Raw genomic sequence first — 25,282 nt, forward strand, 5'->3', positions numbered from 1 at the left:
CCGGGAGAAGATCACTACGAGACATGCCTGTAAGGGGCCACAACCCATCGGGTTGGACAAGCTTCTGATCAAGCCATCGTGGTGGGCCGGGACGGCGCCGGCCCTCCCAACTCGACGGACAGATCCCGGGAAAGGCACCCCGCGAAGAGGCCAAGCGATTCATGAGTCACATCGAGCCAGAAGAACCGGCACCACCCTGCCAGCCAGCCCCAGGCCAGCCACGACAGACACTTACATGCGATTCAGACCCCGGCGTGGGGGTGTGCTTGATCGTGTAGCGGCCAGCCTTGTTGGTGCGGGCCTTCGCAAGCGTGACCCACTTCCCGGCACTCTTGCGCTGGAGTTTGACGACGGTTCGGGCTTTCGCCTTCGTTGTACGGCCTGTGAACTTGGCCTTGTCCTCGGACGTCATTTTCTGCGGGACAACGAGAGTGATCTTCGTGCGTGTGCGGACGGTGATGTTCACCGACTTCGACGCGCTGGAGTTAGTGGTCACCCGCAGCGTGTACCGGCCGGTCTTCTTCGGCGCCCGCAGAGTTGCCTTCCAGGAACCGTTCTTCACCTTGACGGTCTTGACCTTGCGCCACTGCTGCCCTTCACGCTTCTGCACAGTGACGGTGCGGACGCCCTTGGCCTTGCCGGAGACCTTGAAGGTCTTGCCGGTCACTGCTGCCTTCGGGGCCGCAATCGACGGCTTGGCGGCCGGTGCGGCCAGCGCTGTGTTGGCCGGCGTCAGAGCAATACCTGTTGCGGCCAGCGCTATCGCTGCAACTGCTCCGGTAACGCGCCTCGTGCACGGCATTCGTCTTGTGGGTTTCACGCGTCGGGCCCTCCTCGTTACGGTCCTCGCTCCTACAGCACGACCTCGGTCAGGAGTTTTGCACTCCTTCTGAGCCAGGTGAGCGAATGCACGGGATCGCGCCCAGTTGCACTGTCACCTGCATGAATCTTCGACAGGCGCAGACGATGGCGCGCACCTTGGTGGACGAGCATGGACTGGCTGCCTGATGTTCCACTTCGAATGGGCCGGGTGTCTTAGATAGCTGCCGTTGAGGCGCCCGCTTCGCACCAACATCGCGTCGCTCACGAAAGGTCTACCTGACTCGCCACCAGCCGGTTGCCTTTGCGGCGTGGGTGTCGGACTTCGCCACGTAGGCACGCCACTTCCCCGCCGGCAGCGAGGAAACATTCGCCTTGCCGGCCTTGCTTGCGGTGACGACCTTGCGGGTCTTCCACCTGCCGTTCACGCGCTTCTGGAACTCGATCTTCCGCTGCGCACCGGCGCTCACCTTGATGGCCGCTTTCTTCTTCGTGTGCGAAACGACCTTCAGGTTGGGGACGGCCGTGAAGCGAACCTTTAGGCCTGTCTCGCCCAGGCGGACGACGGTGTGGCTGCGAACGCGGACAGAGGCCTTCGCGACACCTTTCTTGTTCGTCTTCAACGCCCTGCGGATGGTGCTCTTTCCGGCTCGCTCGATCACCACGAGGACGTCCTCGTTGGCGACGCTGGCGCCCGTGTTGGTGTCCGTGACCCAGACTCGCAAGGGAACGGACGTGTTGTGGGCGACGCGGTGAGAGTAAGCCTCGAACACAGTCATCAGCGAGCGAGTCACGACGCTGGCCGGGGTCTCCTTCTCGGTTTCCGGCTCGCCGGAGGTGGGTCCGACCAGAACATCACCAGGAAGCTTCGAAGCGTCACAGCTAGCGACGTCACACACTAGAGCAGCCGCGTCGAGGAGGCCGTACCCGAACTCGTCATCGCGGCCCTTCACACCGAGGTCCTTCGAGGATTTCTTGATCGTGCGTTCGAAAGCTGCCGGAGTCAACGAGCCTCCGTTCGCCTCAACGGCGAGGGCTGCCGCGGCGGAGACGAACGCAGCGGCCTGGGAGGTCCCGCTGACGGACTGACGACGGTGTGAGGGCCACAACGAGAGGATGAACGATCCCGGGGCAGCAACATCGACGCCACTGTGAGCGGAGGAGAAGGTGGTCCGGGCGTTCTTCTTGTCGGTCGCCGCTACTCCGATCACGCCCGGGTAAGCGGACGGGTACTTGAGCTGGCCGTTGCTTGCGGTGTTAGCGGCCGCGGCGACGACGATCACGTTGCGTTCGACCGCGTAGGCGATGGCGGCTTCGACGGATGCCGCCGCCCTGTCCATAGTCAGGGAAAGGTTCACGACGTCCGCTCCGTTGTTGACCGCCCAAACGATGCCACGGGCAACGTCCGAAGATGCGCCCGCACCGTTCTCGTCGAAAACCTTCACGGGCATCACGGCCGCGCCGGGTGCACCGCCTGCGATCTGGAGCCCATTGTTGACGTTCGCGGCAATGATCCCGGCGACGTGGGTTCCGTGCCCGTGCGGGTCCTCCCATCCCTTCCCGGGGAGGTCTTCGTCGTCAACAGGCAAGAAGCCCGCACCCTGGTCAGCGTCACGGTCCGCCTTGGTATAGTCGAACTCAGCGCCGTCGGTGACACGGCCAACGAGGTCGGGGTGGCTGATGTCGATTCCGGTGTCCACGACCGCGACCTTGACCTTGTCGCCGGTAGAGACGTTCCAGGCGCCGGGCAGCCGGGTGCGCGACAGGCCCCACTGATCATCGAAAAACGGGTCGTTCGTGGCCCCGGCGTAGTCGGCGATGGTGACGGGGGAGTCGATCTCGACTGCGACGACGCCTTCGAGGTCCTGCGCTTCTTCCACCGCCTCGGTGGCTGCAGCGGCACCCCTGACTTCGTTCGCAGCGAAGGAGGGGGCGCCGTCCTCGCCGAGCGTGACCGCGACGACGCGAACCTCGTCCTTCCTCCCCACGCCCGCGTCAGACACGAGGTCATCTGGTGCAGTCTCCACCGACCCGGTCGGCTCGAGGTGCTGAACGACGCCAGCGACATCATGACTCTCCCCGGCAACCGCGTTCGGGACGGAGGGCAATGTTGCAAGAGACAGAGCAGCAAAGGCCGCACCAACTGCGCGAACGGTCGTGGAGAACTTCATGGACGGGAATGCCTGCCTAGGTGGGAGCGTTGCCTTCGTTCGTTCAGCAGCGTGCCCTACCGTAAGGCTCAGGCATCCGCAGCGCGGCACATGAGTCCTACACCGCCCCGGGCGACCCGGACAGCGAGTGGATCATGCGGAGAACTCCTGGGGCCGTTGCACTCTGTTGCGTGCCGGGTTCGGTAGAGGCTCTGAACTAACGCACCGACGGTAGTCGGTGCGGGGTTGTGCTGGTAGTGGTTGTCCTCGAACTCGACCGGCGGGACGAGTCCGATCTCGCCGTGCAGGCGTCGGTGGTTGAACCAGTCGATGTACTCCGCGACCGCGATCTCGCGGTCGTCAATGCTTCTCCAGGGGCCCTTGTCACGGACCAATTCGGCCTTGAACAGCGAGTTGAACGCCTCAGCCAGGGCATTGTCATAGGAGTCGCCTGTCGACCCCACCGACGCGACCGCGCCGGCCTCGGCCAGCCTCTGGGTGTAGCGAACGGCGAGATATTGAACTCCTTTGTCGCTGTGTGGGATGACGCCGGTGGTGTCCTGGCCGGCGTGCTGACGGGTCCACAACCCCATCTCCAGGGCATCCAGGGACAGGTCAGTGCGCAGACTCCTCGACACCTGCCAACCGACCACGCGTCGGGAGTAGACGTCGATGACGAACGCGGCGTACACCCACCCGGCGAAGGTCCGGCAGTAGGTGATGTCCGCGACCCAGACCCGATTCGGTGCCGGAGCGCCGAAGTCGCGTTCCAGCAGATCCGGTCGCGTGTCAGGACCGCTGCCCGGAACCGTCGTGCGGGGTCCCTTCGCCCGGCTGATCCCGCGCAACCCCTCTTTGCTCAGGAGCCGGTGCACGGTGCACCTTGCGATTCGGTGTCCACGACGGTTCAGTTCTGCGTGCATCTTGCGGACCCCGTAGACGCCGTAGTTGTCAGAGTGGACGGCCCGCAACACTTCGACATGCTTCTCATCAGCCAGGACGCGTGCCGAAGGTGGCCGGGCCTTCGCGGCGTAATAGGTACTCGGGGCGATCTGCACCGGCCTGACGCAGGACGGTGCAGATCGGCTCGACCCCGAACCTCGTCCGGTGCTCATCGATGTAGTCGATGAGCACCGTCGTGGTCACTTCAGCTTGCGGTCGAGCTCCGCCGCGGCGAAAAACGCCGACGCAGTCCGCAAGATCTCGTTCGCACGCCGCAACTCCTTGACCTCACGCTCCAGTTCGGCGATCCGCTTCGCGTCATCAGTCGTGACGCCGGGGCGGTGGCCCTCGTCGATCTCGGCCTGAGCAACCCAGTTGCGCAACGTCTCGGGGTTGATCCCCAACTGATCGCCGACCCGACGCAGAGCGCCGGTCCTGGTCACTGGATCGCGTCGTAGATCAACGGCCATCCGGATCGCTCGCTCCCGAAGCTCGTCGGGGTACTTCCTCGGTGCTCCCATGACTCTCATCCTTCCGTGGAATGAGAGCCTCCATCAGACCCGGCACGCAACAGGTACGCGGCCGCACGCCGCAGGACCTCGTTCTCCTGCTCCAGACGACGGATCCGCCGCTTCGCCTCACGCAACTCGGCAGCCTGATTGGCCGTGACACCGGGCTTGATCCCGTCCTCCACATCCGCTTGACGCAACCACTTCGACAACGTCACCGGATGCACACCGAAATCATGCGCGATCTGCTCCAACGTCTCCCCGGGCCACGATCACGCGCCACCCGGACCACGTCGTCCTTGAACTCCTTGGGATACCTGCCAGCCACGAGGACCATCCTTCCAGCCAAGACCTCCGGTCTTAGCCAATTGGGAAGTCCCCTATCTCTTCAGCAGTACCGCTTTGCACCGCTGGGACATTGAAGGTGAGGCCGTGGATAGGGAAAGCCTCAACCTGGCCGCGGCGACGACACGGGCCCCTCGACCCGACCGAGGGGTTCGTTAGGGTGCCGGGAACTGCGAGATCACAGGCCTGTAACTTTGGGGAGCCGCTTTCGCGTCAGCCGATCTCGGGCCCGGGCTAGCGTGGCCGCGCTCTTGCCCCCTACTCTCGAAGTGGAGAACGTGAAATTGAAGCAGATGGCAACCTCTGTGCGTCTGGCTGGACTCGCGGCCGCAGGACTCGCACTGACCTCGTGTGGTGCGGCCGGCGGAGAAGTCGGCTACAACGCCTACACGACGACCGACACGAACGACATGCCCCAGGTGTGCGAAGAGTTCCTCGGCTCCCCTGAGGACGTCGCGAAGAAGCTGGACCTGGACATTGAACTCTTCGACGAGCCCAGCGCAGGCGAGTGCCGATACGTTTCACAGGCAGACGACGAGGTCCGGTTCACCATCGAGACCGACAAGCCCAGCTCTGCGATCGCGTTCGGCAAGGGCGAGAAGTACTACCTGGCGTTGCGCGCCGAGGACACCGAGGGCAATGACTTGAAGTTCAGCTCCGATGTTCGCAAGGACATCTCACAGTGGCTGCAGGAGAAGGCCGACCAGATCACCGACGACTACGACGAGTGGTTCAAGGGCCTGCCTGCGGTCACTGAGGATTACGCATCCGCTGAGGCCACCTACACCAGCAACTACGAGGACGAAGACGGTGAGGGCGAGAACCAGGCCACCCTGTTCACCCCTGCCGGCGAGGTGGTTTTGGCCACCGTCGAGAAGCCCAAGTACCTCGGGGCGCGCGAGGTGGCCGAGCGACCTGCAGACGACCACAAGTTCATCGCACCGATCCTCGGGTTCAACTTCGACGGCGCGAACACCGACGAGTACGGCGAGGAGACTGCACCCGAGTCTGACGCCAGCGTCCTGCCCACCTTCTCCATCGAGGTCGACGGGGCCACGCGCGACAGCGCCAAGGAGGCCCTTGCCGGCATCGTCTCATCGGGTGCCACCGGATCACTGGTGCTGTCGATCCCCAAGGACGCCAAGGACGTTTCCCTGGTTGCCACCACCGGCGAGCTCGTGCAGAAGCTGTCGCTGCTGACTGGCAAGATCGACGACAACGGGTTCTCCAAGACCTACGCTGAGAACCACGTCGTGGGCACCAGCGACGGCGACTTCACTGCACCCGAGGCGAAACTGCCCGACGGGGACACTCGCGAGATCGGTGGCTGGAGCTCCTGGCGTGCCGACTACAGCGAGACCATGAAGTGGCGCTACACCCCGTGGGACCCGGTGAAGCAGCAGTTGGCGCCGGCTGACAAGATGTTCTTCACTGTCATCCTCGACCCGGTCTCCCCGGAGGCTGTCGAGCCGCTCACCGCTGCTGACATGACGGTCGAGATCAACGGTAAGACATACAAGGCAACGAACTTCGACCCGAAGGCCTACACCTACAACTTCGAGGTCCCCAAGGGCGCCCAGCGCTTCAACGTCACGTTGAAGACCAAGATCCTTGTCAAGGAACTCAAGGACGAGTACTGGTACAAGCCCGGCACGACCTTGACCGGGCCGGCCGTCAACACCTGGACGGTTGACCCGAACAACGTCGACTGAGCACAGTTCAAACGCTCGCGGCCTCTCGCCTGTTCTGCCAGGCGAGAGGCCGCGTCTGCGTCCTAGAGCCGCAACTGTCAGCGAACGACTGTGAACCGCACTGGGTCTGATGGAGACTCGGGCTATTGGATTCCAACCAGGTGTTGGTCGGTCCGTTTCATAGCGTAGAACGTCTCCTCGAACTCTGCTGGCGGGACGTCGCCCAGGTAGCCATGGAGTCGGTCGTGGCTGTGCCAGAGGCCTGCGCTGTGCGGGACGGCCCTACTCAGGCGACGACCGTGACCCACACGGGGATCGGGCCGGGGAGTCTTCAGTCCCCGAGCAGATCGCGCAGTGCCTTCGCAGCCAGCGTGTCCCCGCGGGCAGCAGCTTCGCGGAAGTGCTCCTTGGCCCCGACGAAGTCTCCCCGCTGCTGGAGCAGGACCGCCAGGTTGTGGTGGGCGTGCGCGTCGCCGAGGTCGCCCAGTGAGCTGCCCAGGTTCAGCCGGGCGTTGGTCTCACCGGGTTCGATCGCGAGGTCGTAGGCAGCCACCGCTTCGCCCGACAGGCCTTGCTCGGCGAGGCAGTTGCCCAGGTTGAAGGCCGCGGCGGCGTCGCCCAACGCGGACGCCCGCTCGAAGTAGTGCTGCGCGCCCTCGACGTCCCCGCGGTCGGCCAGATCGCAGCCGATGTCCACCAGCGTGCTTGTGGCGGAGGTCCAGCGTGCGCGGAATCTGAGCCACGGTGAGGGGAGGGGCAACACGTCGGCGATACCATCACGGCTCGACGTCGGCCGCGGGCAGACAGGACGCTGAGCTGGCGGGCGCCCGGTCACGTCGCGGCGCGAGGAACTGTCACAGCGTTCACGACGTGCCAGAGACTTCCGGTCAGCACGCCTTCCCTGCAGTTCCCCAGCTCTCGCCGGAGGAACGGGAGTTCCTCATCGTGCACGGAGGAATACCGCGCGAGGTGGTGGAACGCGAAGTCACGCGAGACGACGTCCGGAAGATGCAGGAGGAGAGACGGAGGCGCGCAGCGATCACCTGGGCCGCTCTCCCCACCGCCGACCTGCTCCGGATCCCCGGTTTCGATCGCGTCCTCGAAGTCTTCGAGGATTCTTCCCTACCGGTGGAGATCGACTCCGACCTCAACACGCCCTCGGAGAGCTTCGACGGCCTGAGCCCTGCCGCTGCACTGCGTGCGGGAGCGCCGATCGACGAACTCGTCGTCTGGGCACACGAACTGCACATGAGCTGGTAGCGACGCACACGTCACGCGGACAGGGGCCCGGAACCGATCGGTTCCGGGCCCCTGTCACGTGAAGAACGTCAGCGCTGGGACTTGCGGTAGCCCGCGGCCCACGCGTCGGACTCGCTCGCGAAGCACTCCTCCGGGTTGGTCCGGGAGTAGAACGAACCGCTGGGGACGTGGAAGATCATCGAGTTGCCGTTGCCCTTGATCGGGTGGCTGGAGGGGCAGTCCCAACCCGACGGGATCACCGAACCGCCACCGGCCTTGGGAGGCTGCGGCGCCTGCGGGATCCGCGGGGCCTGGGGCGTCTTCATCGGGGTCTTCTTCTTCGCGACGATCTTCACCGTGGTCTGAGCAGAGGCGAACCGGGAGAGACCGTTCCACTTCGGGGCCACGACGCGGTAGGTGAAGGTGCCGCTCTTGAGGGTCTTGGCCTTGACGCTGAAAGCACCCTTGGCGTTGGTCTTGCCTGCGCCGACCTGCTTCCAGCGACCCGACTTGCGGGCCTGGACGACGAAGGGACGCTTCGAGGAACGGCCCGGAACCTGAGCGGTGGGAAGCGTGCCGGTCAGCGTGATCTTGCGACCGACGCCGGTCACCTTCTTCGGGGCCCGCAGCGTGTAGCCACCCCTCGACACCGTCCGTGTGCCGGAAGCGGCAGCGACGGTGGAGGACGGGGCGGACGCCGCGGACTCGACCGACGTGGTCCGAGCCGGAGCGGCCGCCAGAGCGGTACCGGAGAGGGGGACGGTGACGACGAGAGCAATCACTGCATGACGCAGGGTGCGGAAGGGAGGACGCATCGAGGGGAGGGCCTTTCGGACAAGGGTGGTGAGAGATGGTGGGGACGCCGAGTCGTCTGTGCCGCAATTCTGCGATACCGACCGGGACGGCCTCGTCGGGGCCTCATGTCCCCGTGGGTAGTCAGGAACCGTCGGACGCAGTCCAGAAGTGTGTGTGACAGTGGCGGAGTGACCGATCAAGAGCTCCACCGCCCCCGCCGCTCCCGCTGGAAGCGCGTCGCCGTCGCCGTGCCGGTGACGCTCGCCGTCCTGGTCGGTGGTGCCTACGTCGCCACGACGATCGCCGACGTCCCGCCGCCGCACCAGCTGGCCAAGACCGCCACCGCGAAGCCGTCGGAGTGGGGCGAACTGTTCGACTACCGCACCGTCACCGCAGGCGCTCCGCGTCCGCTCACCGCCACGCCCGTCGACCTCCCGACGCAGGTGCCGTGGAAGGGAAAGCAGGTCGACCTGGCCGAGTTCCTCGACACCACCCACACCAATTCCCTCGTCGTCCTGCACGACGGTGAACTCGTCCACGAGTGGTACGCCGACGGCTTCGACGCAGGCACGCTGCAGCCGTCGTTCTCGGTCGCGAAGTCGGTGGTGTCGCTGCTCGTCGGGCAGGCGATCGGACGCGGGGAACTCTCCGAGGACGACCTCCTCGTCGACGTCCTCCCCGACCTCCGCACCGGTGGCGACTACGACAAGATCACCGTCGCCCATCTCCTCGACATGTCTGCCGGCGTCGACGTCTCGGAGGTCTACAACGAAATGTGGCCCTTCACGGGCACCTCGCTGATGTTCCTCACCCGCGACCTGGAGAAGTTCGTCGCCGACCGCACCGAGGTGGACCGCACCCCCGGCGAGAAGGCCGACTACCGCAGCGTCGAGACGATGCTCCTGGGCCTCGTCCTCGAGAAGGCCACCGGCAAGAACCTCTCCACCCTGCTCTCCGAAGGAATCTGGACGCCCACCGGCGCCGAGGCCGACGCCCGCTGGAGCCTCGACGCGGCCGACACCGACGACCGCGCAGGCGTCGAGAAGGCGTTCGCTGGGATCAACGCCACCGCCCGCGACTTCGCCCGCGTCGGGCAGCTCGTCGTCGACGGCGGTGAGGCTGACGGTGAGCAGGTGCTTCCGGCCGAGTGGATCGACCGGATCTCCACCTCGGCGGTCGTGATGGAGGCCTACGACCAGGGCTACTCCGCCCAGTGGTGGCACCCCTGGACGGACAGAGAGGACTTCACCGCCATCGGCATCTACGGGCAGTACGTCTACGTCGACCCCGCCAGCCGCACCGTCGTGGTCAAGCTCAGCGACCACGGCACCGAACAGGACGAGGACGAGACCCTCGACGTCCTGCGCGACGTCGCCCAGCACGTCAGCCGGTAGTCGGCGCGGGGTCCTCCTCGCAGGGGAGTACGGAGTGACGGCATGGGGGAGCGCCGCTACGTTCGGAGCACCCGCCGCCGAGGAGGCCCACCGATGAAGGTCCGTGCCCTGCTCGCCGTCGTCCTGGTGGCTGCGTCGCTGTCCCTGCTGCCGTCCCGGACCCTGACTGCCGAGGCCGCGCCGCAGCGCACCACCGTCGTCGTCAAGGCCCCCACCTGCAACGGCTGCACGATCGTCGTCGAACGTGTCCTCGACCGGCGCACCGGCCGTGCGTGGAGCCAACGTCGGACGGTGCGCAGCGGCCGAGCCACGTTCTCGATCCCCACCGCGTACACCCGCGGCTCGACCTTCTGGGTCGCCAAGGACAAGCGGTACACCGCAGTGAGGGACGCCGTCCCCCTCGTGGTCACACGGTTCGGCGCCAGCGCGACCGGTGCCCGGGTGAAGGCGACGTGGCTCTCGTCGTACCGCACCGCCCGGGTGTGTTGGGGCGGCACCGACAAGTCCAGGGTGACGGTGGGGCTGGGGACCGCGTCGAGTCCCGGGTACGCGAGCCGGGCGTCGACCCGCAAGACCCGCATCCAGCGTCACTACTGGTTCCGCCCGACGCTGGCCAGCCAGGGCCCGAGGCTGCCCGTCCGCGGGGGAGTGGTCGGGACGCAGGACGACGTGCGCTGCTGACCAGCCCTGCTCGCCAGCCCTGCCGGCCGGTCCCGCTGACCAGTCAGCAGGACCGGCGGAGCATCACTTGTACTGCGCGTAGTACTTCCGGAACGGGCTGACCTTCAGCATCGTGGCGGTCTTGTCCTCGAGGAACGGCGAGTTCTGCATGTCGAGCCACGGGCGGCTGAACCACAGGTAGGCGTCGACGTACTTCTTCGCGCGGGCCCGGGCGGTCTTGCTCAGGCCCCACTTCGGGTTGGCGACGTCGAAGGTCGGCGGAACGCCGGTGGTCACGCAGGTGACCTTCTTGAACTGCTTCTTGCTGGTGCAGGCGGGGGCCTCGTCGGCGACGCCCCGGTGCTTGAACTGCCAGTCACCGAAGTTCCAGGGGTTGCCGTTGGACGCAGTGGTGATGACGGTGCGCAGCTCGTTCTTGTAGCCCTTCTTGCGGAAGATGTCGACGAGCTCCTTGGAGCGCAGGATCTCCTTCTCCAGGCTGGTGTAGTGCGTGGATCCGAGCGCGAAGCCGTCGACGTTCTTGATCCCGATCGGCTCCAGGAACTTCGCCGCGGCCTTGGCGCCGCCCTGACCGGGAGCGGGCCAGTCCCAGGAGCCGGCCTCGAGGTAGATCTTGGTGTTGGCGTTCTTGTTGTACTCAGCGGCCGCGAACTTCAGCATGCCCTGGTACTTCTTCTTGTGCTTGGCCGTCATCAGGAACGGCATGTCGGGCTGCAGCACGATGATCGTGGGGGTGTTGCCGATGGCCCGGACCTGGTTGCGGATCCAGCGCTTGTAGCTGGCGATGTTCGCTGCCGAGGGGTTGGCGGTCCGCGCCTCGGTGTACCAGGGGTCGAGGCGGAACGACGCGATCGCGACGATCTTGGTGGGGTCTCCCTGCTGGGTGTCGCGGATGTAGTTCTTGGTGGACTCGTAGACGACGTCGTCGGCCTGCCATGCGCCCATCCAGCCCACCTTGGGGATGTTGACGAGCTGCTGGACGTACGGCTTGTTCTTCGCCTTCACACCGGTCCGGGTCAGCGCCTGCCATGCCTGGTCGTGGGGGCCCTTGTAGGTGCCGAGTTGCTGGCCGGCCCAGCGCGACTTGGTCGACTGCTTGCGCAGGGTGACCTTCTTCTTGGCCTCGGCCGTCGTCGTGCTGAGGGTGGTGCTCTCGCCGGTCGCCACGGCCGAGGCGGTGGTCGCCTGTGTCAGGCCGGGGACGGTCAGGGCCAGGGACAGAAGGGTTGCGGGGAGGAAATGGCGCGGTCGCATGGGCGGTCTCTGCTCTCGTGGTGATCCGGGTGCTGGCGGGCACCGGGGGAGGACGTGACGAACGGCTGCGGTGCACCGTTCGACCGGTCGGTCCGAGGCGGCGGGAGCCCCGGAATCGACGTCGCTCCTTTGAGTGTTCCCGATACATATCGGCTGTATCCCTGAATTTGAGGAGTAATTCGGGTGGCGGATCACTGGAAAATGAGCAGAACGCGGTGGTGAGGCGCCAGGCGGTTGCTGTGGATGTGCCCGTCGGGCCCTGCGCGGTCACGGGTGCCGAGTACGCTCGGACGGGCACCTGTTCAGCGACGTCTGTCCCGGTGCCCGTCGCAGGCTCCGGCCGCGACTTCGTGCAGGCCTCGTGGACCTGCCAGACCCCGTGCAGTCAACTGGCCGTCCTGCGGCCGCGAAGGAAGATCCGTGCTTCTCGTCCTCTTCGGCCTCGTCGTCATCGTGGTGGCCCTCGTCGTTCTCCGTCCCGGGCACCGTGACAGCGGTGTCGCTAACATCGCCGGCTTCATCATCGTGTCGCTCGCCGGTGCGATCGGCGCCGTCATCTTCGCCCAGAACTACCACCTCGAGCCCTCCAAGGCAGACAAGGCCGAGGTCGCCCAGGAAGCCATGGAGAAGCGCCTCTCCGACTACGTCGGCGACTGGACCGCCCAGACCATCGGCGAGGACCCGCGCGACGAGAACGGCGACCCGATCACCTACACGGTGAAGGTGACCGGCGCCCCGACCGCCGAGGACATGCTCGAGAGCTCCACCGGCCTGTGGAGCGTGCGCACCACGCTCTCCAACGGTGAGTTCCAGGAGTTCAACTGGATCTGCTCCGCCGGTGACGACTTCCCCGACAAGACCGAGCCGACCTGCGCCGAGGCTTCCCTCTCCCTCGACGCCGAGGACGTGGACTTCTCCCACATCAAGGGTCACTGACCTCCCGCCCGGCTCGTCCGGGCACACCCGAAGGGTCCTCGCCAACACGGCGAGGACCCTTCGTCGTTCCTGGCCCCTGATCTCGTGAACAGTGGCGGCTTGTCGCCCGGCCCTGTCGCCCGGCTCCGTCGCCGTCCCGGAAACACCGAAGGGCGTCCCCGCCACAGCGGGGACGCCCTTCGGTGAGGCGATCAGATCTTCGGGCGCTCGGGGAGCTTCCGCTTCTTGACCGCAGCGGTGATCTTCTCCGCCTGCGGCTCCCACGCGGAGAACGCCGTGGTCCAGTCGGCGACGGTGCTACGCGACGTGAGCGCCTTCACGGCCGGCCTGGAGCCAGCCACGCAGGCCTCGGTGCAGTCCTTCACCGCGTCAGCGGCAGCACGGACGGCGCTCGCGTCCGCCTCCACCACGTCGACGAGGGCCTGGAGTTCGGCGGTCGCCTTGGGCACCACGGTGAGTGCCTTCAAGCGGGAGAGCAGGGTCTCGCGGGAGGTGGCTGCGGCGTCGAGACGGCTCGCGACGTCGCTCTCCTCGCCCTCGACGGGCTTCTTGGCGGCGTCAACGAGAACGGCGTCGAGGTCGGAGTCCAGCGAGGTCAGGGTGCTCGTGGCGCCGGTGACGGTGGCGACGGCCGTGGCCAGGTTGGCCAGGTCGGTCTCCTTGGTGGCCTTGGCCTTGGCGTTGGCCTCCTCCCAGTCACGGAAGGTTGTGCGCGACGCCTTGACGGTGGCGTCGACGGCCTTGAGGCCTGCCTCAGCAGCAGGCCGGGTCTCGTCGGAGAGCTCCTTGGCGGCGTCGGTGGCCTTCTTCAAGGCGGCGTCCCAGACGTCGAAGGTGGCTGGGCGCAGCGCGGTGAAGCCGGTGAGGGCCTGGTGGAACTCGACGACGGCCAGCATCTCGTCCTTCTTGGCCGGGTCGGTGATGCCCTTGGCGGCCTGCGCCAGGGGAGCGGTGTACTCGCCGGCGCTGGCGCCCACTGCACGCACGTCGGCGAGCAGCGTGGCCGCCTCGAGCTTCGCGGAGAGGTCGGTGACCGTGTCGGCAGCACCGGTGACGACCTCGTCAGCGATGGTCTCCTGCAGCCGGTCGACGATCTCGACGCCGGGGAGCAGGTCGGTGGAACCGCCGGCGGTCTCGATGTCGTCGCGCACCGCGGCCAGACCCTCGATGCTCTCGCGCAGGCTGTCCTGGGTCTCGGCCCACGACGACAGGTCGGCGGGCTTGAGGTTCTTCAACGGCGCTGCGGCAGACGCGACGGCGGACTCGGCGAGGCTGGCCCGGCGCACGGCGACGGAGACCGAGGAGTTGGTCTCGCGGGACTTCTCGTCGGTGGCACGCTGCTCGTCCAGGTTGCCCTCGAACGACGCGCCCGCGGCTGCGATCTCGGAGATCGACGACGCCTGACGCAACTGGGACGCAGCGGAGGTGAAGCCGCCGTGGGAGACGGCGAAGGCGTCCTTCACCGGAGCGTCCTTCTGGCTGTTCCACCAGAACCATCCGCCACCGCCGGCGACCAGCACCGCGGCGGCCACGCCAGCAGCCAGACCCTTGCGGAAGCGGCGCGGAGCGGGGTCCTCGTCGAGGTTGGCGTCGGGAGACGTGGGCGAGCCGTCCACGCCGATGCCGGGGGCGAAAGGAACCGATCCGGGCAGGGAGGCGGAGGTGACGCCGGCGGCGCTCAGACCGACCTCGGGGAGGGCGCTCGGGGCGTCCGTTGCCGCAGCGGGGAACTCCTCGGCGTCCGGGAGGGCGTCGACAGCGGCCTCGGTCTGGGCGGGTGCGTAGAGGGAGTCGCCGTAGAGGTCGAAGGCGGAGACCTCGGGAACGGGGACGGGCTCGAGGTCGACCGGGTCGGTCTGAAGAGCAGCGGCCATGTCGATCGCGGCGGTCTCGTCGAGGTCGAGGACCTCGGCTTCCTCGGCGCTCTCGGCGTCCTCGGCGTCCTCGGCGTCCTCAGCGTCCTCGGTGACCGGGGCGTCGGTGGCCAGCGCAGCACCGTCGACGGCCAGCGCAGCAGCCTCGGCGGCGGCGATCGGGCTGAGGGGCGCCTCGACCTCGGGGTGAACGGCGGGCTCGAAGGCGTACTCGTCGCCCTCGACGAGGTCTTCCTCCTCGGTCGCGTCCGGGGTTGCGAAGGAGGAGGTGTCGGCGGCGTCGGCGGGGTCGGCGTCGTCGGCCGCCGCGTCGAGGACGGGGGCGGTGGCTGCCTCGGGTTCGGGGAGGATCTCGACCGCGGCCGGGGACGGCTCGAGGGAGGCCCACGGGTCGACGGGAACAGCGGGGGTGTCTGAGGTCAGACGGAGGTCGAGACCGGCCCAGGGGTCGGCGGGGACGTCCGGCGTCACCGCGTGGGTGGGCTCGACGTCGTCGACCGGCGGGGCCAGGAACGTGTCGACCGCGGCGTCGGACTCCTCGAACGCGGGGAGCGCGGGCGGGACGGGGAGAGCAGGTGCTGCGAGCTCCTCGGTCACGGTCGCGGCCGGGGCGGGCGCGGGGGTGACCGCGGCGGGGCTGCTCGTCCGCGGCTCCTCGACGCGCTCGAAGATGCTCTCGACCGGCTCGGGAGTCTGTGCGGCCGAGGGCTTCCAGGCGGCGCGGAATAGGCCGGTGTTCAGGAGGGCCTCGGGGATCTGGATTCGCCCGGTGTCAGCGAGGGCGGAGTCACCGGCCTCGGGGCTCGTGGGTTCGGTGCGCGCGCAGGCGTGGTCCGCCGTCCACTGCTCCCCACAGGTGGGGCAGGGGGTGGTTCCACTGGTCTGACTGTCCATCGGTTCCCTCACGTGTCACTGCTGTTCTCCGGCGACTGTAGGGCGCGCCTGCGCCTGCCGAGGTCGGTTGCGATCAATGTGATTGTCCCGTGTCGACCCGCAGAAGCGTGTGCCGGGCCCGTGCGTGGGGCGACGACGGCTGGCATGGATCGGCTGGGGAGGGGCCGTTCGGAGGTCTGGTCCAGCGGTACGGACCACTCCGGGGGTACACGGGTGTGATCTGGGTCATCAATGGGGGCGTAACCCAAAGTTCACCGGGAACGGACGAAATGCCTGAGGAGAAGGGTTCCGTGATCGGGCGAAATTGGTAATGTTCACGACGCAACAGGTGCAAGTTCCAGCAGGTACGCCAGCGGAGTTTGTGATCCAACGGCGTTTCTTCAACGGTTACCGCAGTACCCGAGGTCGAGCGACGTGTCACCGCATCTGTGCGGGCCCGTCGCAGTGGCGGGCTCTCGCCCCGACTAAGGAGATTTGAGCAATGGCTCAGGGCACCGTGAAGTGGTTCAACGCCGAGAAGGGCTTCGGCTTCATTGCGCAGGAGGACGGCGGCGACGACGTCTTCGTGCACTACTCCGCGATTCAGTCGAACGGTTACAAGTCGCTCGACGAGAACCAGAAGGTCGAGTTCGACGTCACCCAGGGCCCCAAGGGCCCCCAGGCTGAGAACGTTCGCCCGCTCTGATCTGAGCTGGTGACGTCGAGGGCAGCACCTGTCCTCCGACTTTCGCAGAACCCCTGTCCGCTCAGCGGACGGGGGTTCTGTGCGTTTCGGCGTCATGGGGGAAGGGTTCTGCCGTCCTTCTTGAGCGCGTGTCAGTCTTGGTCACGCGCGCGGGGGTAGGCGAGCAGGAGGAATGGACGTGGCAGACCCGTTGGACGTGAACCTCACGGATGTTGATCTGATGGGAGAGGTCGAGCTCACGACGATGCTGATGGTGGCCGCGAGCGCGAGCGACGAGCCCCTTGAGCAGGAGCAGATCGACAAGTTGCTGGGGCTGGCCGAGCCCGCACCGGAGGCCCCCGGCATGCCTTGAGGGGTACCCCCCGGGGGTATAAGGTGAAGGCATGTGTGCGGCCCACCACGGCTATCTGACCCAGAAGTCCTCCCATCTCGCGCGCCTCAAGCGCGTCGAGGGACAGGTGCGTGGCCTGCAGAGGATGGTCGAGGACGAGCAGTACTGCATCGACATCCTCACCCAGGTCTCGGCCGTCACGAAGGCTCTCGAGTCGGCGGCCCTGGCGCTGCTGGCCGAGCACATGAACCACTGCGTCGTCGACGCTGCCCGTCAGGGCGACGACGAGGCCCGGGCCAAGGTCGACGAGGCGATGGCGGCGATCAGCCGCCTCGTGAAGTGACCGGCACCGACCGCCCTACGAGATTCCCCCAGGAGAAGCGATGAGCACCCAAGCCACCTACACCGTCACCGGCATGACCTGCGGCCACTGCGCCTCCTCGGTCACGGAGGAGATCGGCGAGATCTCCGGCGTCACGGCCGTCGACGTCGTCGTCGAGACCGGCCAGGTCACCGTCACCTCCGAGGCCCCCGTCGCCCGCGAGGACGTCGTCGCCGCCGTCACCGAGGCCGGCTACGTCGTCGTCTGAGACGACCCTTGTCCCAGAGGTCGTCATGAGCACCCCCACCCGTCTGGCGCTCTTCGCCGGAACCCTCGTCGTCGTCTTCGCGCTGGCGTTCGGCGTGGGGCGAGTCGTCCCGACGCTCGCTGACGAGTCTCCCGAGCACTCGCACGGGCAGCCGAGCCCCGAGGTCAACCATGAGCACTGACGTCCAGGGGCTCACGCAGCTCGACCTCGAGATCGGCGGCATGACGTGCGCGTCGTGCGCCAACCGGATCGAGCGCAAGCTCAACAAGATCGACGGCGTGAGCGCCACCGTCAACTACGCCACCGAGAAGGCGTCGGTCTCCTACGACCCCACCTCGACGACGCTCACCCCCGAGCTCTTCGTCAGCACCGTCGAGGCCGCCGGCTACACCGCCACGCTGCCCGTCGTCGAGACGCCCGACGCCGAGCCCCAGCCCGACCGTCATGACCTCGAGGTCGCCTCCCTCAAGCAGCGACTCCTCGTCTGCCTGGTGCTCACCGTGCCGGTGATCGCGATGGCGATGGTCCCGCCGTGGCAGTTCACGCACTGGCAGTGGGCCTCGCTGACGTTGGCCGCCCCCGTCGTCGTGTGGGGAGCGTTCCCGTTCCACAAGGCTGCCTGGACCAACCTGCGCCACGGCGCCGCCACCATGGACACCCTCGTCTCGATGGGCGTGCTGGCTGCGTTCGCGTGGTCGCTCTACGCCCTCTTCTTCGGCACCGCCGGAGAGCCCGGGATGACGCACGAGTTCGAGTTCACCGTCGCGCGGGGCGACGGGACGATGAACATCTATCTCGAGGCCGCCGCGGGTGTCACCACCTTCCTGCTCGCCGGCCGCTGGTTCGAGAAGCGCGCCAAGCGTGCCTCCGGCGCGGCGCTACGGGCCCTGATGGAACTCGGAGCCAAGGACGTCGCGGTCCTGCGCAACGGCGCGGAGACCCGGATCCCGGTCGCCGAACTGCGCGTGGGTGAGTCCTTCGTGGTGCGGCCCGGTGAACGCGTCGCGACCGACGGCACCGTCCTGGACGGCACCTCGGCCCTCGACACCTCCACCGTCACCGGTGAGTCCGTGCCCCGCGACGTCGGTCCCGGCGACGCCGTCGTCGGAGCCTGCGTGAACACCCACGGACGCCTCGTCGTGCGTGCCGACAAGGTCGGCGCCGACACCCAGCTCGCCCAGATGGCCCGCCTCGTCGAAGAGGCACAGACCGGCAAGGCCGAGGTCCAACGCCTCGCCGACCGGATCTCCGGCGTCTTCGTCCCGGTCGTGCTGGTGCTCGCCGCCGCGACCCTCGGGTTCTGGCTCGGCAACGGTGCCGGACCCACCGCCGCGTTCACCGCAGCCGTCGCCGTCCTGATCGTCGCCTGCCCCTGTGCGCTGGGCCTGGCCACGCCCACCGCGCTCATGGTCGGCACCGGACGCGCCGCCCAGATGGGCGTCCTGATCAAGGGCCCCGAGGTGCTGGAGTCCACCCGCCGCGTCGACACCGTCGTCCTCGACAAGACCGGCACCCTCACCACCGGCGTCATGACGTTGGTCGACGTCGTCGCCGGGCCGGGGGAGTCCCTCGACGACGTCCGTTCGCGGGCCGCTGCCGTCGAGGCAGGTTCGGAACACCCGATCGCGGCTGCCGTCGTCGCAGGTGTCCGCGAGGCAGGCGTCGAGGCCGGCCTCACGGCCAGTGCTGCTGACGGCGTCACCGGGATCGTCGGCATCGGCGCCCGCGGCACCGTCGACGGTCTCGCCGTCACCGTCGGACGGCTCTCCGCCTTCGCCCACGTGCCCGACGCCCTCGCCGCGACCGCATCAGCCGCCGAGGCCGCGGGTCGCACCGCCGTCGCGGTCGGGTGGGACGACGTCGCCCGTGGAGTCCTGGTCGTCTCCGACACCGTGCGCCCCACGGCCGCTCGCGCCGTCGCCGACCTGAAGAAGATGGGCCTGCGCCCGCTGCTGGTCACCGGCGACAACGACGGCGCCGCCCGCGCGGTCGCCTCGGCCGTCGGGATCGACGAGGTCGTCGCCGGTGTCATGCCCAGCGGGAAGGTCGACGTCGTACGTCGCCTGCAGGACGAAGGACGTGTCGTCGCGATGGTCGGCGACGGCGTCAACGACGGCCCCGCGCTGGCGAGCGCCGACCTCGGCCTCGCGATGGGTGCCGGCAGCGATGTCGCCGTCGCGGCGTCCGACCTCACCCTGGTCCGCGACGACCCGACGGCCGTCGTCGACGCCGTCCGGCTCTCGCGTCGCACCCTGGCCACGATCAGGGGCAACCTGTTCTGGGCCTTCGCCTACAACGTCGCCGCGCTGCCGCTGGCCGCCTCCGGGCTGCTCACCCCGATGATCGCCGGGGCCGCGATGGCGTTCTCCAGCGTCTTCGTGGTCGCCAACTCGTTGCGCCTGCGTCGCTTCGCCTGAGGGCTGCTCTGGAGCGCTGCTCTGGATGGCTGGGCGTCAGGGCCGAGCGTGACGGCAGGGGCTGCGAAGATGTCGCCCATGTCGAGTGCAGCCAGCAAGCCCGAGGTCATCGCCGCCGGAGCCGTCGTCGTGCGTCACGACGCTGCCCCCGACGGGAGCACCGGACCGCGCGTCCTCCTGGTCCACCGTCCCCACCACGACGACTGGTCCTTCCCCAAGGGCAAGCTCGACGCGGGGGAGACGATCGAGGAGTGCGCGGTGCGTGAACTCGCCGAGGAGACCGGCATGGACGTCACCCTCGCCACGGCCCTGCCCGACCAGTGCTACGACCTGCCCAACGGCCGTCCCAAGCGTGTCCACTACTGGGTCGCAAGCGTGGCCGGCGCCCTGCTCGAAGCCGAGACCTTCGTCCCCAACGACGAGGTCGACGTGATCGCCTGGGCCATGCCCGAGCAGGCGGTCGCGCTGCTCAGCTACTCCCACGACCGCGACCTCGTCGACGTCGCGGTGGAGTTGGCCGCCGCAGGCTGAACCAAGACGTCCCGCGGCGTTCACCTTGCGTTCACCCACGCCCCCGGATCGCGTCACCTCGACCTCGCAGGATCTCTCATGACAACGCATTGAGAGATCCAGGAGATCAGAAGTGAACATCACTTCGCGTCGGGCAGTCGTGCCCGGCATCGCAGCCCTCGTACTCGCCCTCTCCGCCTGCGGATCGGGTTCCAGCTCCACCGACGAGGTGTCCGGAGACGTCGCCGTCGACGGCTCCTCCACCGTCTTCCCGATGTCGGACACCGCCGCCGAGTACCTCATGGAGGCCTCGCCCGGCGTCGACGTCTCGGTCGGTTTCTCCGGCACCGGTGGTGGGTTCGAGAAGTTCTGCGCCGGACAGACCGACGTCTCGAACGCCTCGCGTCCGATCAAGGACGAGGAGATCGCCCTCTGCGGCGACAACGGCGTCGACTTCACCGAACTGAAGGTCGCCACCGACGCCCTCACGATCGTGGTGCACCCCGACCTCGCCGTCGACTGCCTCACGACCACGCAGGTCGAGGACCTCTTCGGTCCCGAGGCCACCGCGAAGAAGTGGTCCGACCTCGACACGTCGTTCCCCGACACCAAGATCGCCGGCTTCATCCCCGGCGCCGACTCCGGCACCTACGACTACATGGCCTCCGACGTCATCGGCCACGACACCGAGTCGTTGCGCACCGACTTCGAGGTCAACGAGGACGACAACGTCCTCGTCCAGGGTGTCTCCGGCACCCAGGGCGGCGTCGGTTTCTTCGGCTACACCTACTTCGAGGAGAACGCCGACAAGCTCAAGGCGCTCTCGATCGACTCCGGCAACGGCTGCGTCGCCCCGTCGGCCGAGACCGCCCAGGCCGGGGAGTACACGCCGCTGGCGCGTGACCTCTTCATCTACGTCAACGACGCGAAGTACGCCGACAACGCCGCCACCCAGGCCTACGTCGACCACTACGTCGAGAACCTCGCCGAGATCGCCGAGACCGCTCAGTACATCCCGCTGAACGACGCCGAGTACGCCGAGACCCAGGAGAAGCTCGCCGGCATCGCAGGCTGACGCCTCGACGCTCCACGGCAGCACACACTCACATGGCACCCACCAGCACCACGACCGCAGGCTCGCCCCGTCCCGGGGTGGGCCTGCCCGTCGTGCCCCCCGACCTGAACGCCAAGCGCCGTCCCGGCGAGACCGTGATCAAGGCCCTGCTGACGCTCTCGGCCCTCACATCGGTCGCGATCACCTTCGGCATCGTCTTCGCGGTCCTCGCCCCGGCAGTCGACTTCTTCAAGGAAGTCCCGTTCACCGACTTCTTCGCGACCAGCGACGAGCCCGGCGCGGTCAGCGCCGCAGTGCTCCCGCTCGTCGTGGGAACGCTGATCACGACCGTCGTCGCACTCGCGTTGGCCGTCCCGATGGGGCTCGGTGCCGCGATCTACCTCTCGGAGTACGCCTCCCCGCGTGCCCGGAAGTGGCTCAAGCCGACCGTCGAGCTCCTCGCGGGTGTCCCGTCGGTGGTCTACGGCTTCTTCGCGCTCTTCTTCGTGACGCCCGTGGTCCTGCAGGGGTGGCTCGGTCTGGACGTCAACTTCACCAACTCCTGGGCTGCAGGTCTGGTGCTGGGCGTCATGATCATCCCGACCATCGCGTCGCTGTCGGAGGACGCCCTCTCCGCGGTCCCGCACGCCCTGCGTCAGGGATCGTTGGCGCTCGGTGCGAACCGGATGCAGACCACGATCCGCGTCGTCCTGCCCGCAGCACTGTCGGGGATCGCGGCCGCAGTCGTCCTGGGGCTCTCCCGCGCGGTCGGCGAGACGATGATCGTGACCATGGCCGGCGGTTCGGTGAAGAACATGTCGCTGGACCCCTCCGAGCCGCACATGACGATGACGGCGTTCATCGCGACCACCGCCAAGGGTGAGAACCCCGTCGGTTCGGTCGAGTACAACGCCCTCTTCGCCGTCGCCGCCCTGCTGTTCGTGATCACGTTCGTGATCAACATGGTCAGCATCGCGATCGTCCGACGCTTCCGTCAGGAGTACTGATGAGCATCGCAACCCGTACTGCCCGCGACACCGTCGAGGCGACCACAGGGATCACGGCCTCCGACCTCACCGGACGCGGTCGTGACCGCAACGTGAAGTCCGTCCTCTTCCTCGTCGCCCTGTGGTTCTCGCTCTTCTTCGGCGTCGTCGTCCTGATCGCGCTCATCGTCGACACCGTCATCAAGGGCGCGCCGCGCCTCGACGCCGAGCTCTTCACCAACTACCACTCGAAGATCAGCCCCGACACCACCGGTTTCCGGGCCGGCATCCTCGGCTCGATCTGGCTCATGTTCGCCACCGCTCTCCTCGCGATCCCGCTCGGCATGGCGGCGGCGATCTACCTCGAGGAGTTCGCGAACAAGCGTTCGCGACTGCACCGCGTCATCGACGTCAACCTGCAAAACCTCGCGGCCGTCCCGTCGGTCATCTACGGCATGCTCGCCGTCGCCGTCCTGGCCCTCTTCGACCCGCCGTTCAAGGGCATCGTGATCGGTGGCGCGCTCGCGCTGGCGCTGCTGATCCTGCCCGTCATCATCATCACGACCCGTGAAGCGATCCGGGCGGTGCCCCAGGAGATCCGTCAGGGATCCCTCGCCCTCGGTGCGACGGTGTGGCAGACGACGTGGCGCAACACGCTCCCGTCGGCCGTCCCCGGCATCGCGACCGGCACGATCCTGGGCCTGTCCCGCGCGATCGGTGAAGCCGCACCGCTGCTCATGCTCGGTGTCGCGATGGTCCGCACCGACCCGACGGGCCTGTTCGACAAGGTGACCGCGCTCCCGATCCAGATCTACAACTTCTCCTCGGAGCCCAACGAGGCGTACCAGATCGCGTCGTCGGCGGCGATCGTCATCCTCCTCGCGATGATCCTGGGCATGAACGCCCTGGCGATCGTCATCCGCAACAAGTTCCAGAAGTCGTGGTGATCACCGTGAACAAGACCCCCAGCACCATCACCGTCAACGCGGCGCACGACCCCTACGCGCCGCACGTCCCGGAGGCCCCCGTGAGCCAGATCGCCACCCGCATGCAGTCCACCGCGCCGCTGCCGGCGCTGCCGCCCGACCCGGTGATGGCGGTCGAGGGACTCAACGTCTTCTACGGCGACTTCCACGCCGTGCAGAACGTCGACCTCGCGTTCGGACGCAACGAGATCACCGCGCTGATCGGGCCCTCGGGCTGCGGGAAGTCGACGGTGCTGCGCTCGCTCAACCGGATGAACGATCTCGTGTCGGGGGCCCGCGTCGAGGGTGCGGTGAACTACCACGGGCAGAACATCTACGCCCGCGGCGTCGACCCGATCGCGGTGCGCACCCACATCGGCATGGTCTTCCAGAAGCCCAATCCCTTCCCGAAGTCGATCTACGAGAACATCGCCTACGGTCCCAAGGTGACGGGCATGAAGGTCGACTCCATGGACGACCTCGTCGAAGAGGCGCTGCGCGGTGCGGCGCTGTGGGACGAGGTGAAGGACAAGCTCAAGCAGTCCGCCTACGGGCTCTCCGGCGGTCAGCAGCAGCGCCTCTGCATCGCCCGCACCATCGCGACCCGTCCCGACGTGATCCTGATGGACGAGCCCTGCTCGGCGCTGGACCCGATCGCGACCTCGCGGATCGAGGACCTGATGCTGGAGCTGAAGCAGGACTTCACGATCATCATCGTCACCCACAACATGCAGCAGGCTGCCCGCGTCTCCGACCGCACGGCGTTCTTCACCGCCCGTCAGGACGAGACCACCGGTAACCGCACCGGCGTCCTGGTCGAGTACGACGCCACGTCGAGCATCTTCTCCAACCCTGCCGACCAGCGCACCGAGGACTACATCTCCGGTCGCTTCGGCTGAGCCCTCCCTTCCCCTCTCCCCTCTCCCCTCTCCCCTCTCCCCTCTCCCTCCCGGACGTCATAAGGATCGTGGGTCAGAGGGCCGGATTCTTATGACGTCCTGCGCTCCGCCCCGCCGGACGTCATAAGAATCGCGGGGCAGGGGCCTCGATTCTTATGACGTCCCGAGGCGTGCACAGGGGCGAGGGACCGAGGGTTCTCCGGAGTTCTTCCACAGGGCGACGGCAGGCAGCGACCTCGACGAACGCCAGATGACGACGCTGGACCGATGACTGTCCAGCAATCTCTTCCCCGGCTACCGCGCCCACAACGACGTATGGAGCTCGAGACCATCGCCGCATTGCAGGCCGAGGTCGTGAGCGTTCACCAGGCGTATCGAACCGGGTTGACCGCGGCTGAGGTGGAGGCAGACGTCCGCGCTCGCCGCTGGCGCCGTGTCGGTCATCAGTGCTTGGTCCTGCACACTGGTCCGCTCGTGCAGGAAGCCCGCGAGTGGCTTGCAGTCCTCGACGCGGGACCACGTGCTTGTCTCGACGGCGCCTCGTCCTTGATCCGTGCCGGGCTGAAGAACTATGACGTGGACCGGATCCGGGTGTCGGTGCCTCGAGGGGTCCCGGTCCGGAGCATGGAGGGGGTGGACGTCCGACAGACCCGCCGCCTACGGCTCGACGATCTCTCCGACGACCGGTTGCCTCGGACCCGCACCCCGGTCGCAGCAGTACGGGCAGGTCTGTGGGCGAGGACGGACCGGCAAGCGGGTCTGCTCGTGTCGATGGCTGTGCAGCAACGTCTGACGTCTCCTGCGGAGCTCGCGGTGGAGATGATGAGGGTCCGGCGTGACCGGCGGCGGATGCTGCTCAACGAGCTCGTCGTGGAGATCGGTGGGGGAGCTGAGTCACTCGGGGAGATCGACGTGGCCCGGGAATGCCGCTCTCGTGGGCTCCCGGAGCCGACGCGCCAGTCGGCGCGCAAGGGCCCGAACGGTCGTTGGTTCCTCGACGTCGAGTGGAAACGGTACGGCGTGGTCGTGGAGGTCGACGGGATCCAACATGCGTGGGCGCAGCACGTGGTGGGAGATGCGCTGCGGCAGAACGAGCTGGCGATCGCAGGCGCCTTGGTCCTGCGGCTTCCCCTGTCCGGGCTGCGCTGGGCGCCCGACGAGTTCTACGCCCAGGTCGAGTCGGCGCTCCGATCGCGGGGTTGGAGCCGCCGTTGGCCCTCAGGGACGTCATAAAGATCTAGGCCCAGAACCCCGGATTCTTATGACGTCCGAGAGGTGGCTGACTGGGACGTCATAAGAATCGAGGCCCTTGGGCCACAGAA

At 67.4% G+C, this 25,282-nt stretch carries 24 protein-coding genes, 1 pseudogene and 1 other annotated feature; of the genes and pseudogenes, 17 read left to right on the forward strand and 8 right to left on the reverse strand.

Annotation, left to right across the window (positions count from 1 at the left end):
* Nucleotides 1-166: 166 nt before the first annotated feature.
* From EOV43_RS01905 to EOV43_RS15630, 4 genes and pseudogenes are all read right to left on the reverse strand, one after another.
* A complete protein-coding gene (locus tag EOV43_RS01905; RefSeq protein ID WP_164878618.1) occupies nucleotides 167-667 on the reverse strand; it encodes a DUF4469 domain-containing protein in 501 nt (166 codons plus the stop codon).
* A gap of 427 nt (nucleotides 668-1,094) precedes the next feature.
* Nucleotides 1,095-2,990 carry a S8 family serine peptidase gene (locus EOV43_RS01910; RefSeq protein ID WP_128219429.1) on the reverse strand — a complete coding sequence of 632 codons (1,896 nt, stop codon included), beginning with the start codon at nucleotides 2,988-2,990 and terminating at the stop codon, nucleotides 1,095-1,097.
* Nucleotides 2,991-3,220: 230 nt separating this feature from the next.
* Nucleotides 3,221-4,432: pseudogene (locus EOV43_RS01915) on the reverse strand (IS3 family transposase); the annotation flags it as partial.
* Nucleotides 4,013-4,154, reverse strand: a sequence feature (AL1L pseudoknot). It overlaps the preceding pseudogene by 142 nt.
* Nucleotides 4,433-4,437: 5 nt before the next feature.
* Nucleotides 4,438-4,674 carry a transposase gene (locus EOV43_RS15630; protein WP_206611369.1) on the reverse strand — a complete coding sequence of 79 codons (237 nt, stop codon included), beginning with the start codon at nucleotides 4,672-4,674 and terminating at the stop codon, nucleotides 4,438-4,440.
* Nucleotides 4,675-5,058: 384 nt separating this feature from the next.
* Here EOV43_RS15630 and EOV43_RS01925 point away from each other — a divergent pair, with 384 nt between their 5' ends.
* Entirely contained in the window at nucleotides 5,059-6,477 is a 1,419-nt protein-coding gene (locus tag EOV43_RS01925; protein ID WP_128219430.1) for a hypothetical protein, read from the forward strand.
* Between the two features lie 310 nt (nucleotides 6,478-6,787).
* On the opposite strand, the gene EOV43_RS01930 is transcribed toward EOV43_RS01925, so the two are convergent.
* Entirely contained in the window at nucleotides 6,788-7,153 is a 366-nt protein-coding gene (locus EOV43_RS01930) for a tetratricopeptide repeat protein (protein ID WP_206611370.1), read from the reverse strand.
* A 173-nt stretch (nucleotides 7,154-7,326) separates the two neighbouring features.
* On the opposite strand from EOV43_RS01930, the gene EOV43_RS01935 reads away from it, so the two are divergent.
* The gene (locus EOV43_RS01935; protein ID WP_128219432.1) at nucleotides 7,327-7,716 is read left to right on the forward strand and encodes a hypothetical protein; all 390 of its coding nucleotides are present in this window, start codon (nucleotides 7,327-7,329) and stop codon (nucleotides 7,714-7,716) included.
* 68 nt (nucleotides 7,717-7,784) lie between these two features.
* Here EOV43_RS01935 and EOV43_RS01940 read toward each other — a convergent pair whose 3' ends face one another.
* Nucleotides 7,785-8,510: a sunset domain-containing protein gene (locus EOV43_RS01940; RefSeq protein ID WP_128219433.1), complete on the reverse strand. Its 726-nt coding sequence runs from the start codon at nucleotides 8,508-8,510 to the stop codon at nucleotides 7,785-7,787.
* A 168-nt stretch (nucleotides 8,511-8,678) separates the two neighbouring features.
* On the opposite strand from EOV43_RS01940, the gene EOV43_RS01945 reads away from it, so the two are divergent.
* A complete protein-coding gene (locus EOV43_RS01945; protein ID WP_206611371.1) occupies nucleotides 8,679-9,884 on the forward strand; it encodes a serine hydrolase domain-containing protein in 1,206 nt (401 codons plus the stop codon).
* Between the two features lie 93 nt (nucleotides 9,885-9,977).
* Nucleotides 9,978-10,565: a hypothetical protein gene (locus tag EOV43_RS01950; RefSeq protein WP_128219435.1), complete on the forward strand. Its 588-nt coding sequence runs from the start codon at nucleotides 9,978-9,980 to the stop codon at nucleotides 10,563-10,565.
* Between the two features lie 63 nt (nucleotides 10,566-10,628).
* On the opposite strand, the gene EOV43_RS01955 is transcribed toward EOV43_RS01950, so the two are convergent.
* Nucleotides 10,629-11,819 carry a glycoside hydrolase family 6 protein gene (locus EOV43_RS01955; RefSeq protein WP_128219436.1) on the reverse strand — a complete coding sequence of 397 codons (1,191 nt, stop codon included), beginning with the start codon at nucleotides 11,817-11,819 and terminating at the stop codon, nucleotides 10,629-10,631.
* A 420-nt stretch (nucleotides 11,820-12,239) separates the two neighbouring features.
* Here EOV43_RS01955 and EOV43_RS01960 point away from each other — a divergent pair, with 420 nt between their 5' ends.
* On the forward strand, nucleotides 12,240-12,755 hold the full coding sequence (locus EOV43_RS01960) for a hypothetical protein (RefSeq protein ID WP_128219437.1): 516 nt from the start codon (nucleotides 12,240-12,242) through the stop codon (nucleotides 12,753-12,755).
* Nucleotides 12,756-12,946: 191 nt separating this feature from the next.
* Here the strand turns inward: EOV43_RS01960 and EOV43_RS15280 are convergent, their stop codons facing one another.
* The gene (locus tag EOV43_RS15280; RefSeq protein ID WP_164878619.1) at nucleotides 12,947-15,523 is read right to left on the reverse strand and encodes a hypothetical protein; all 2,577 of its coding nucleotides are present in this window, start codon (nucleotides 15,521-15,523) and stop codon (nucleotides 12,947-12,949) included.
* Nucleotides 15,524-16,004: 481 nt separating this feature from the next.
* Between EOV43_RS15280 and EOV43_RS01970 the strand changes: the two genes are divergently transcribed.
* From EOV43_RS01970 to EOV43_RS15295, 12 genes are all read left to right on the forward strand, one after another.
* Complete coding sequence (locus EOV43_RS01970; protein ID WP_056598399.1) at nucleotides 16,005-16,208, forward strand: cold-shock protein; 204 nt, start codon at nucleotides 16,005-16,007, stop codon at nucleotides 16,206-16,208.
* Between the two features lie 172 nt (nucleotides 16,209-16,380).
* Nucleotides 16,381-16,560: a hypothetical protein gene (locus tag EOV43_RS15285; RefSeq protein ID WP_239022182.1), complete on the forward strand. Its 180-nt coding sequence runs from the start codon at nucleotides 16,381-16,383 to the stop codon at nucleotides 16,558-16,560.
* A 31-nt stretch (nucleotides 16,561-16,591) separates the two neighbouring features.
* On the forward strand, nucleotides 16,592-16,882 hold the full coding sequence (locus EOV43_RS01975; protein WP_128219438.1) for a metal-sensitive transcriptional regulator: 291 nt from the start codon (nucleotides 16,592-16,594) through the stop codon (nucleotides 16,880-16,882).
* Between the two features lie 40 nt (nucleotides 16,883-16,922).
* Nucleotides 16,923-17,129 carry a heavy-metal-associated domain-containing protein gene (locus EOV43_RS01980; protein ID WP_128219439.1) on the forward strand — a complete coding sequence of 69 codons (207 nt, stop codon included), beginning with the start codon at nucleotides 16,923-16,925 and terminating at the stop codon, nucleotides 17,127-17,129.
* A gap of 25 nt (nucleotides 17,130-17,154) precedes the next feature.
* Nucleotides 17,155-17,310, forward strand: a complete 156-nt coding sequence (locus tag EOV43_RS15290; protein WP_164878621.1) for a hypothetical protein — start codon at nucleotides 17,155-17,157, stop codon at nucleotides 17,308-17,310.
* Complete coding sequence (locus EOV43_RS01985; protein WP_128219440.1) at nucleotides 17,300-19,546, forward strand: heavy metal translocating P-type ATPase; 2,247 nt, start codon at nucleotides 17,300-17,302, stop codon at nucleotides 19,544-19,546. The genes EOV43_RS15290 and EOV43_RS01985 overlap by 11 nt, the downstream gene beginning before the upstream one ends.
* A gap of 78 nt (nucleotides 19,547-19,624) precedes the next feature.
* Nucleotides 19,625-20,077 (forward strand): NUDIX hydrolase, encoded by a 453-nt coding sequence (locus EOV43_RS01990; RefSeq protein WP_128219441.1) that lies wholly within the window; start codon nucleotides 19,625-19,627, stop codon nucleotides 20,075-20,077.
* 112 nt (nucleotides 20,078-20,189) lie between these two features.
* Nucleotides 20,190-21,131, forward strand: a complete 942-nt coding sequence (locus tag EOV43_RS01995) for a PstS family phosphate ABC transporter substrate-binding protein (RefSeq protein ID WP_239022183.1) — start codon at nucleotides 20,190-20,192, stop codon at nucleotides 21,129-21,131.
* A 32-nt stretch (nucleotides 21,132-21,163) separates the two neighbouring features.
* The gene (pstC, locus tag EOV43_RS02000; RefSeq protein ID WP_128219442.1) at nucleotides 21,164-22,117 is read left to right on the forward strand and encodes a phosphate ABC transporter permease subunit PstC; all 954 of its coding nucleotides are present in this window, start codon (nucleotides 21,164-21,166) and stop codon (nucleotides 22,115-22,117) included.
* Complete coding sequence (gene pstA / locus EOV43_RS02005; protein WP_128219443.1) at nucleotides 22,117-23,043, forward strand: phosphate ABC transporter permease PstA; 927 nt, start codon at nucleotides 22,117-22,119, stop codon at nucleotides 23,041-23,043. Before pstC ends, pstA begins: the two co-directional genes overlap by 1 nt.
* Nucleotides 23,044-23,189: 146 nt before the next feature.
* Nucleotides 23,190-23,960, forward strand: a complete 771-nt coding sequence (gene pstB, locus EOV43_RS02010) for a phosphate ABC transporter ATP-binding protein PstB (protein WP_206611433.1) — start codon at nucleotides 23,190-23,192, stop codon at nucleotides 23,958-23,960.
* A gap of 633 nt (nucleotides 23,961-24,593) precedes the next feature.
* Complete coding sequence (locus EOV43_RS15295) at nucleotides 24,594-25,193, forward strand: DUF559 domain-containing protein (protein ID WP_164878622.1); 600 nt, start codon at nucleotides 24,594-24,596, stop codon at nucleotides 25,191-25,193.
* Nucleotides 25,194-25,282 lie beyond the last annotated feature (89 nt).

This window comes from Nocardioides yefusunii, from assembly GCF_004014875.1.
GTDB classification, from domain to species: Bacteria; Actinomycetota; Actinomycetes; order Propionibacteriales; family Nocardioidaceae; genus Nocardioides; species Nocardioides yefusunii.

Coding starts and splice junctions, on each gene's coding strand:
- EOV43_RS01910 (WP_128219429.1), bottom strand. CDS start 2,990: ATGAAGTTCTCCACGACCGTTCGCGCAGTTGGTGCGGCCTTTGCTGCT.
- EOV43_RS01925 (WP_128219430.1), top strand. CDS start 5,059: ATGGCAACCTCTGTGCGTCTGGCTGGACTCGCGGCCGCAGGACTCGCA.
- EOV43_RS01940 (WP_128219433.1), bottom strand. CDS start 8,510: ATGCGTCCTCCCTTCCGCACCCTGCGTCATGCAGTGATTGCTCTCGTC.
- EOV43_RS01950 (WP_128219435.1), top strand. CDS start 9,978: ATGAAGGTCCGTGCCCTGCTCGCCGTCGTCCTGGTGGCTGCGTCGCTG.
- EOV43_RS01955 (WP_128219436.1), bottom strand. CDS start 11,819: ATGCGACCGCGCCATTTCCTCCCCGCAACCCTTCTGTCCCTGGCCCTG.
- EOV43_RS15280 (WP_164878619.1), bottom strand. CDS start 15,523: ATGGACAGTCAGACCAGTGGAACCACCCCCTGCCCCACCTGTGGGGAG.
- EOV43_RS01970 (WP_056598399.1), top strand. CDS start 16,005: ATGGCTCAGGGCACCGTGAAGTGGTTCAACGCCGAGAAGGGCTTCGGC.
- EOV43_RS15285 (WP_239022182.1), top strand. CDS start 16,381: ATGGACGTGGCAGACCCGTTGGACGTGAACCTCACGGATGTTGATCTG.
- EOV43_RS01975 (WP_128219438.1), top strand. CDS start 16,592: ATGTGTGCGGCCCACCACGGCTATCTGACCCAGAAGTCCTCCCATCTC.
- EOV43_RS01980 (WP_128219439.1), top strand. CDS start 16,923: ATGAGCACCCAAGCCACCTACACCGTCACCGGCATGACCTGCGGCCAC.
- EOV43_RS15290 (WP_164878621.1), top strand. CDS start 17,155: ATGAGCACCCCCACCCGTCTGGCGCTCTTCGCCGGAACCCTCGTCGTC.
- EOV43_RS01985 (WP_128219440.1), top strand. CDS start 17,300: ATGAGCACTGACGTCCAGGGGCTCACGCAGCTCGACCTCGAGATCGGC.
- EOV43_RS01990 (WP_128219441.1), top strand. CDS start 19,625: ATGTCGAGTGCAGCCAGCAAGCCCGAGGTCATCGCCGCCGGAGCCGTC.
- pstC (WP_128219442.1), top strand. CDS start 21,164: ATGGCACCCACCAGCACCACGACCGCAGGCTCGCCCCGTCCCGGGGTG.
- pstA (WP_128219443.1), top strand. CDS start 22,117: ATGAGCATCGCAACCCGTACTGCCCGCGACACCGTCGAGGCGACCACA.
- pstB (WP_206611433.1), top strand. CDS start 23,190: ATGGCGGTCGAGGGACTCAACGTCTTCTACGGCGACTTCCACGCCGTG.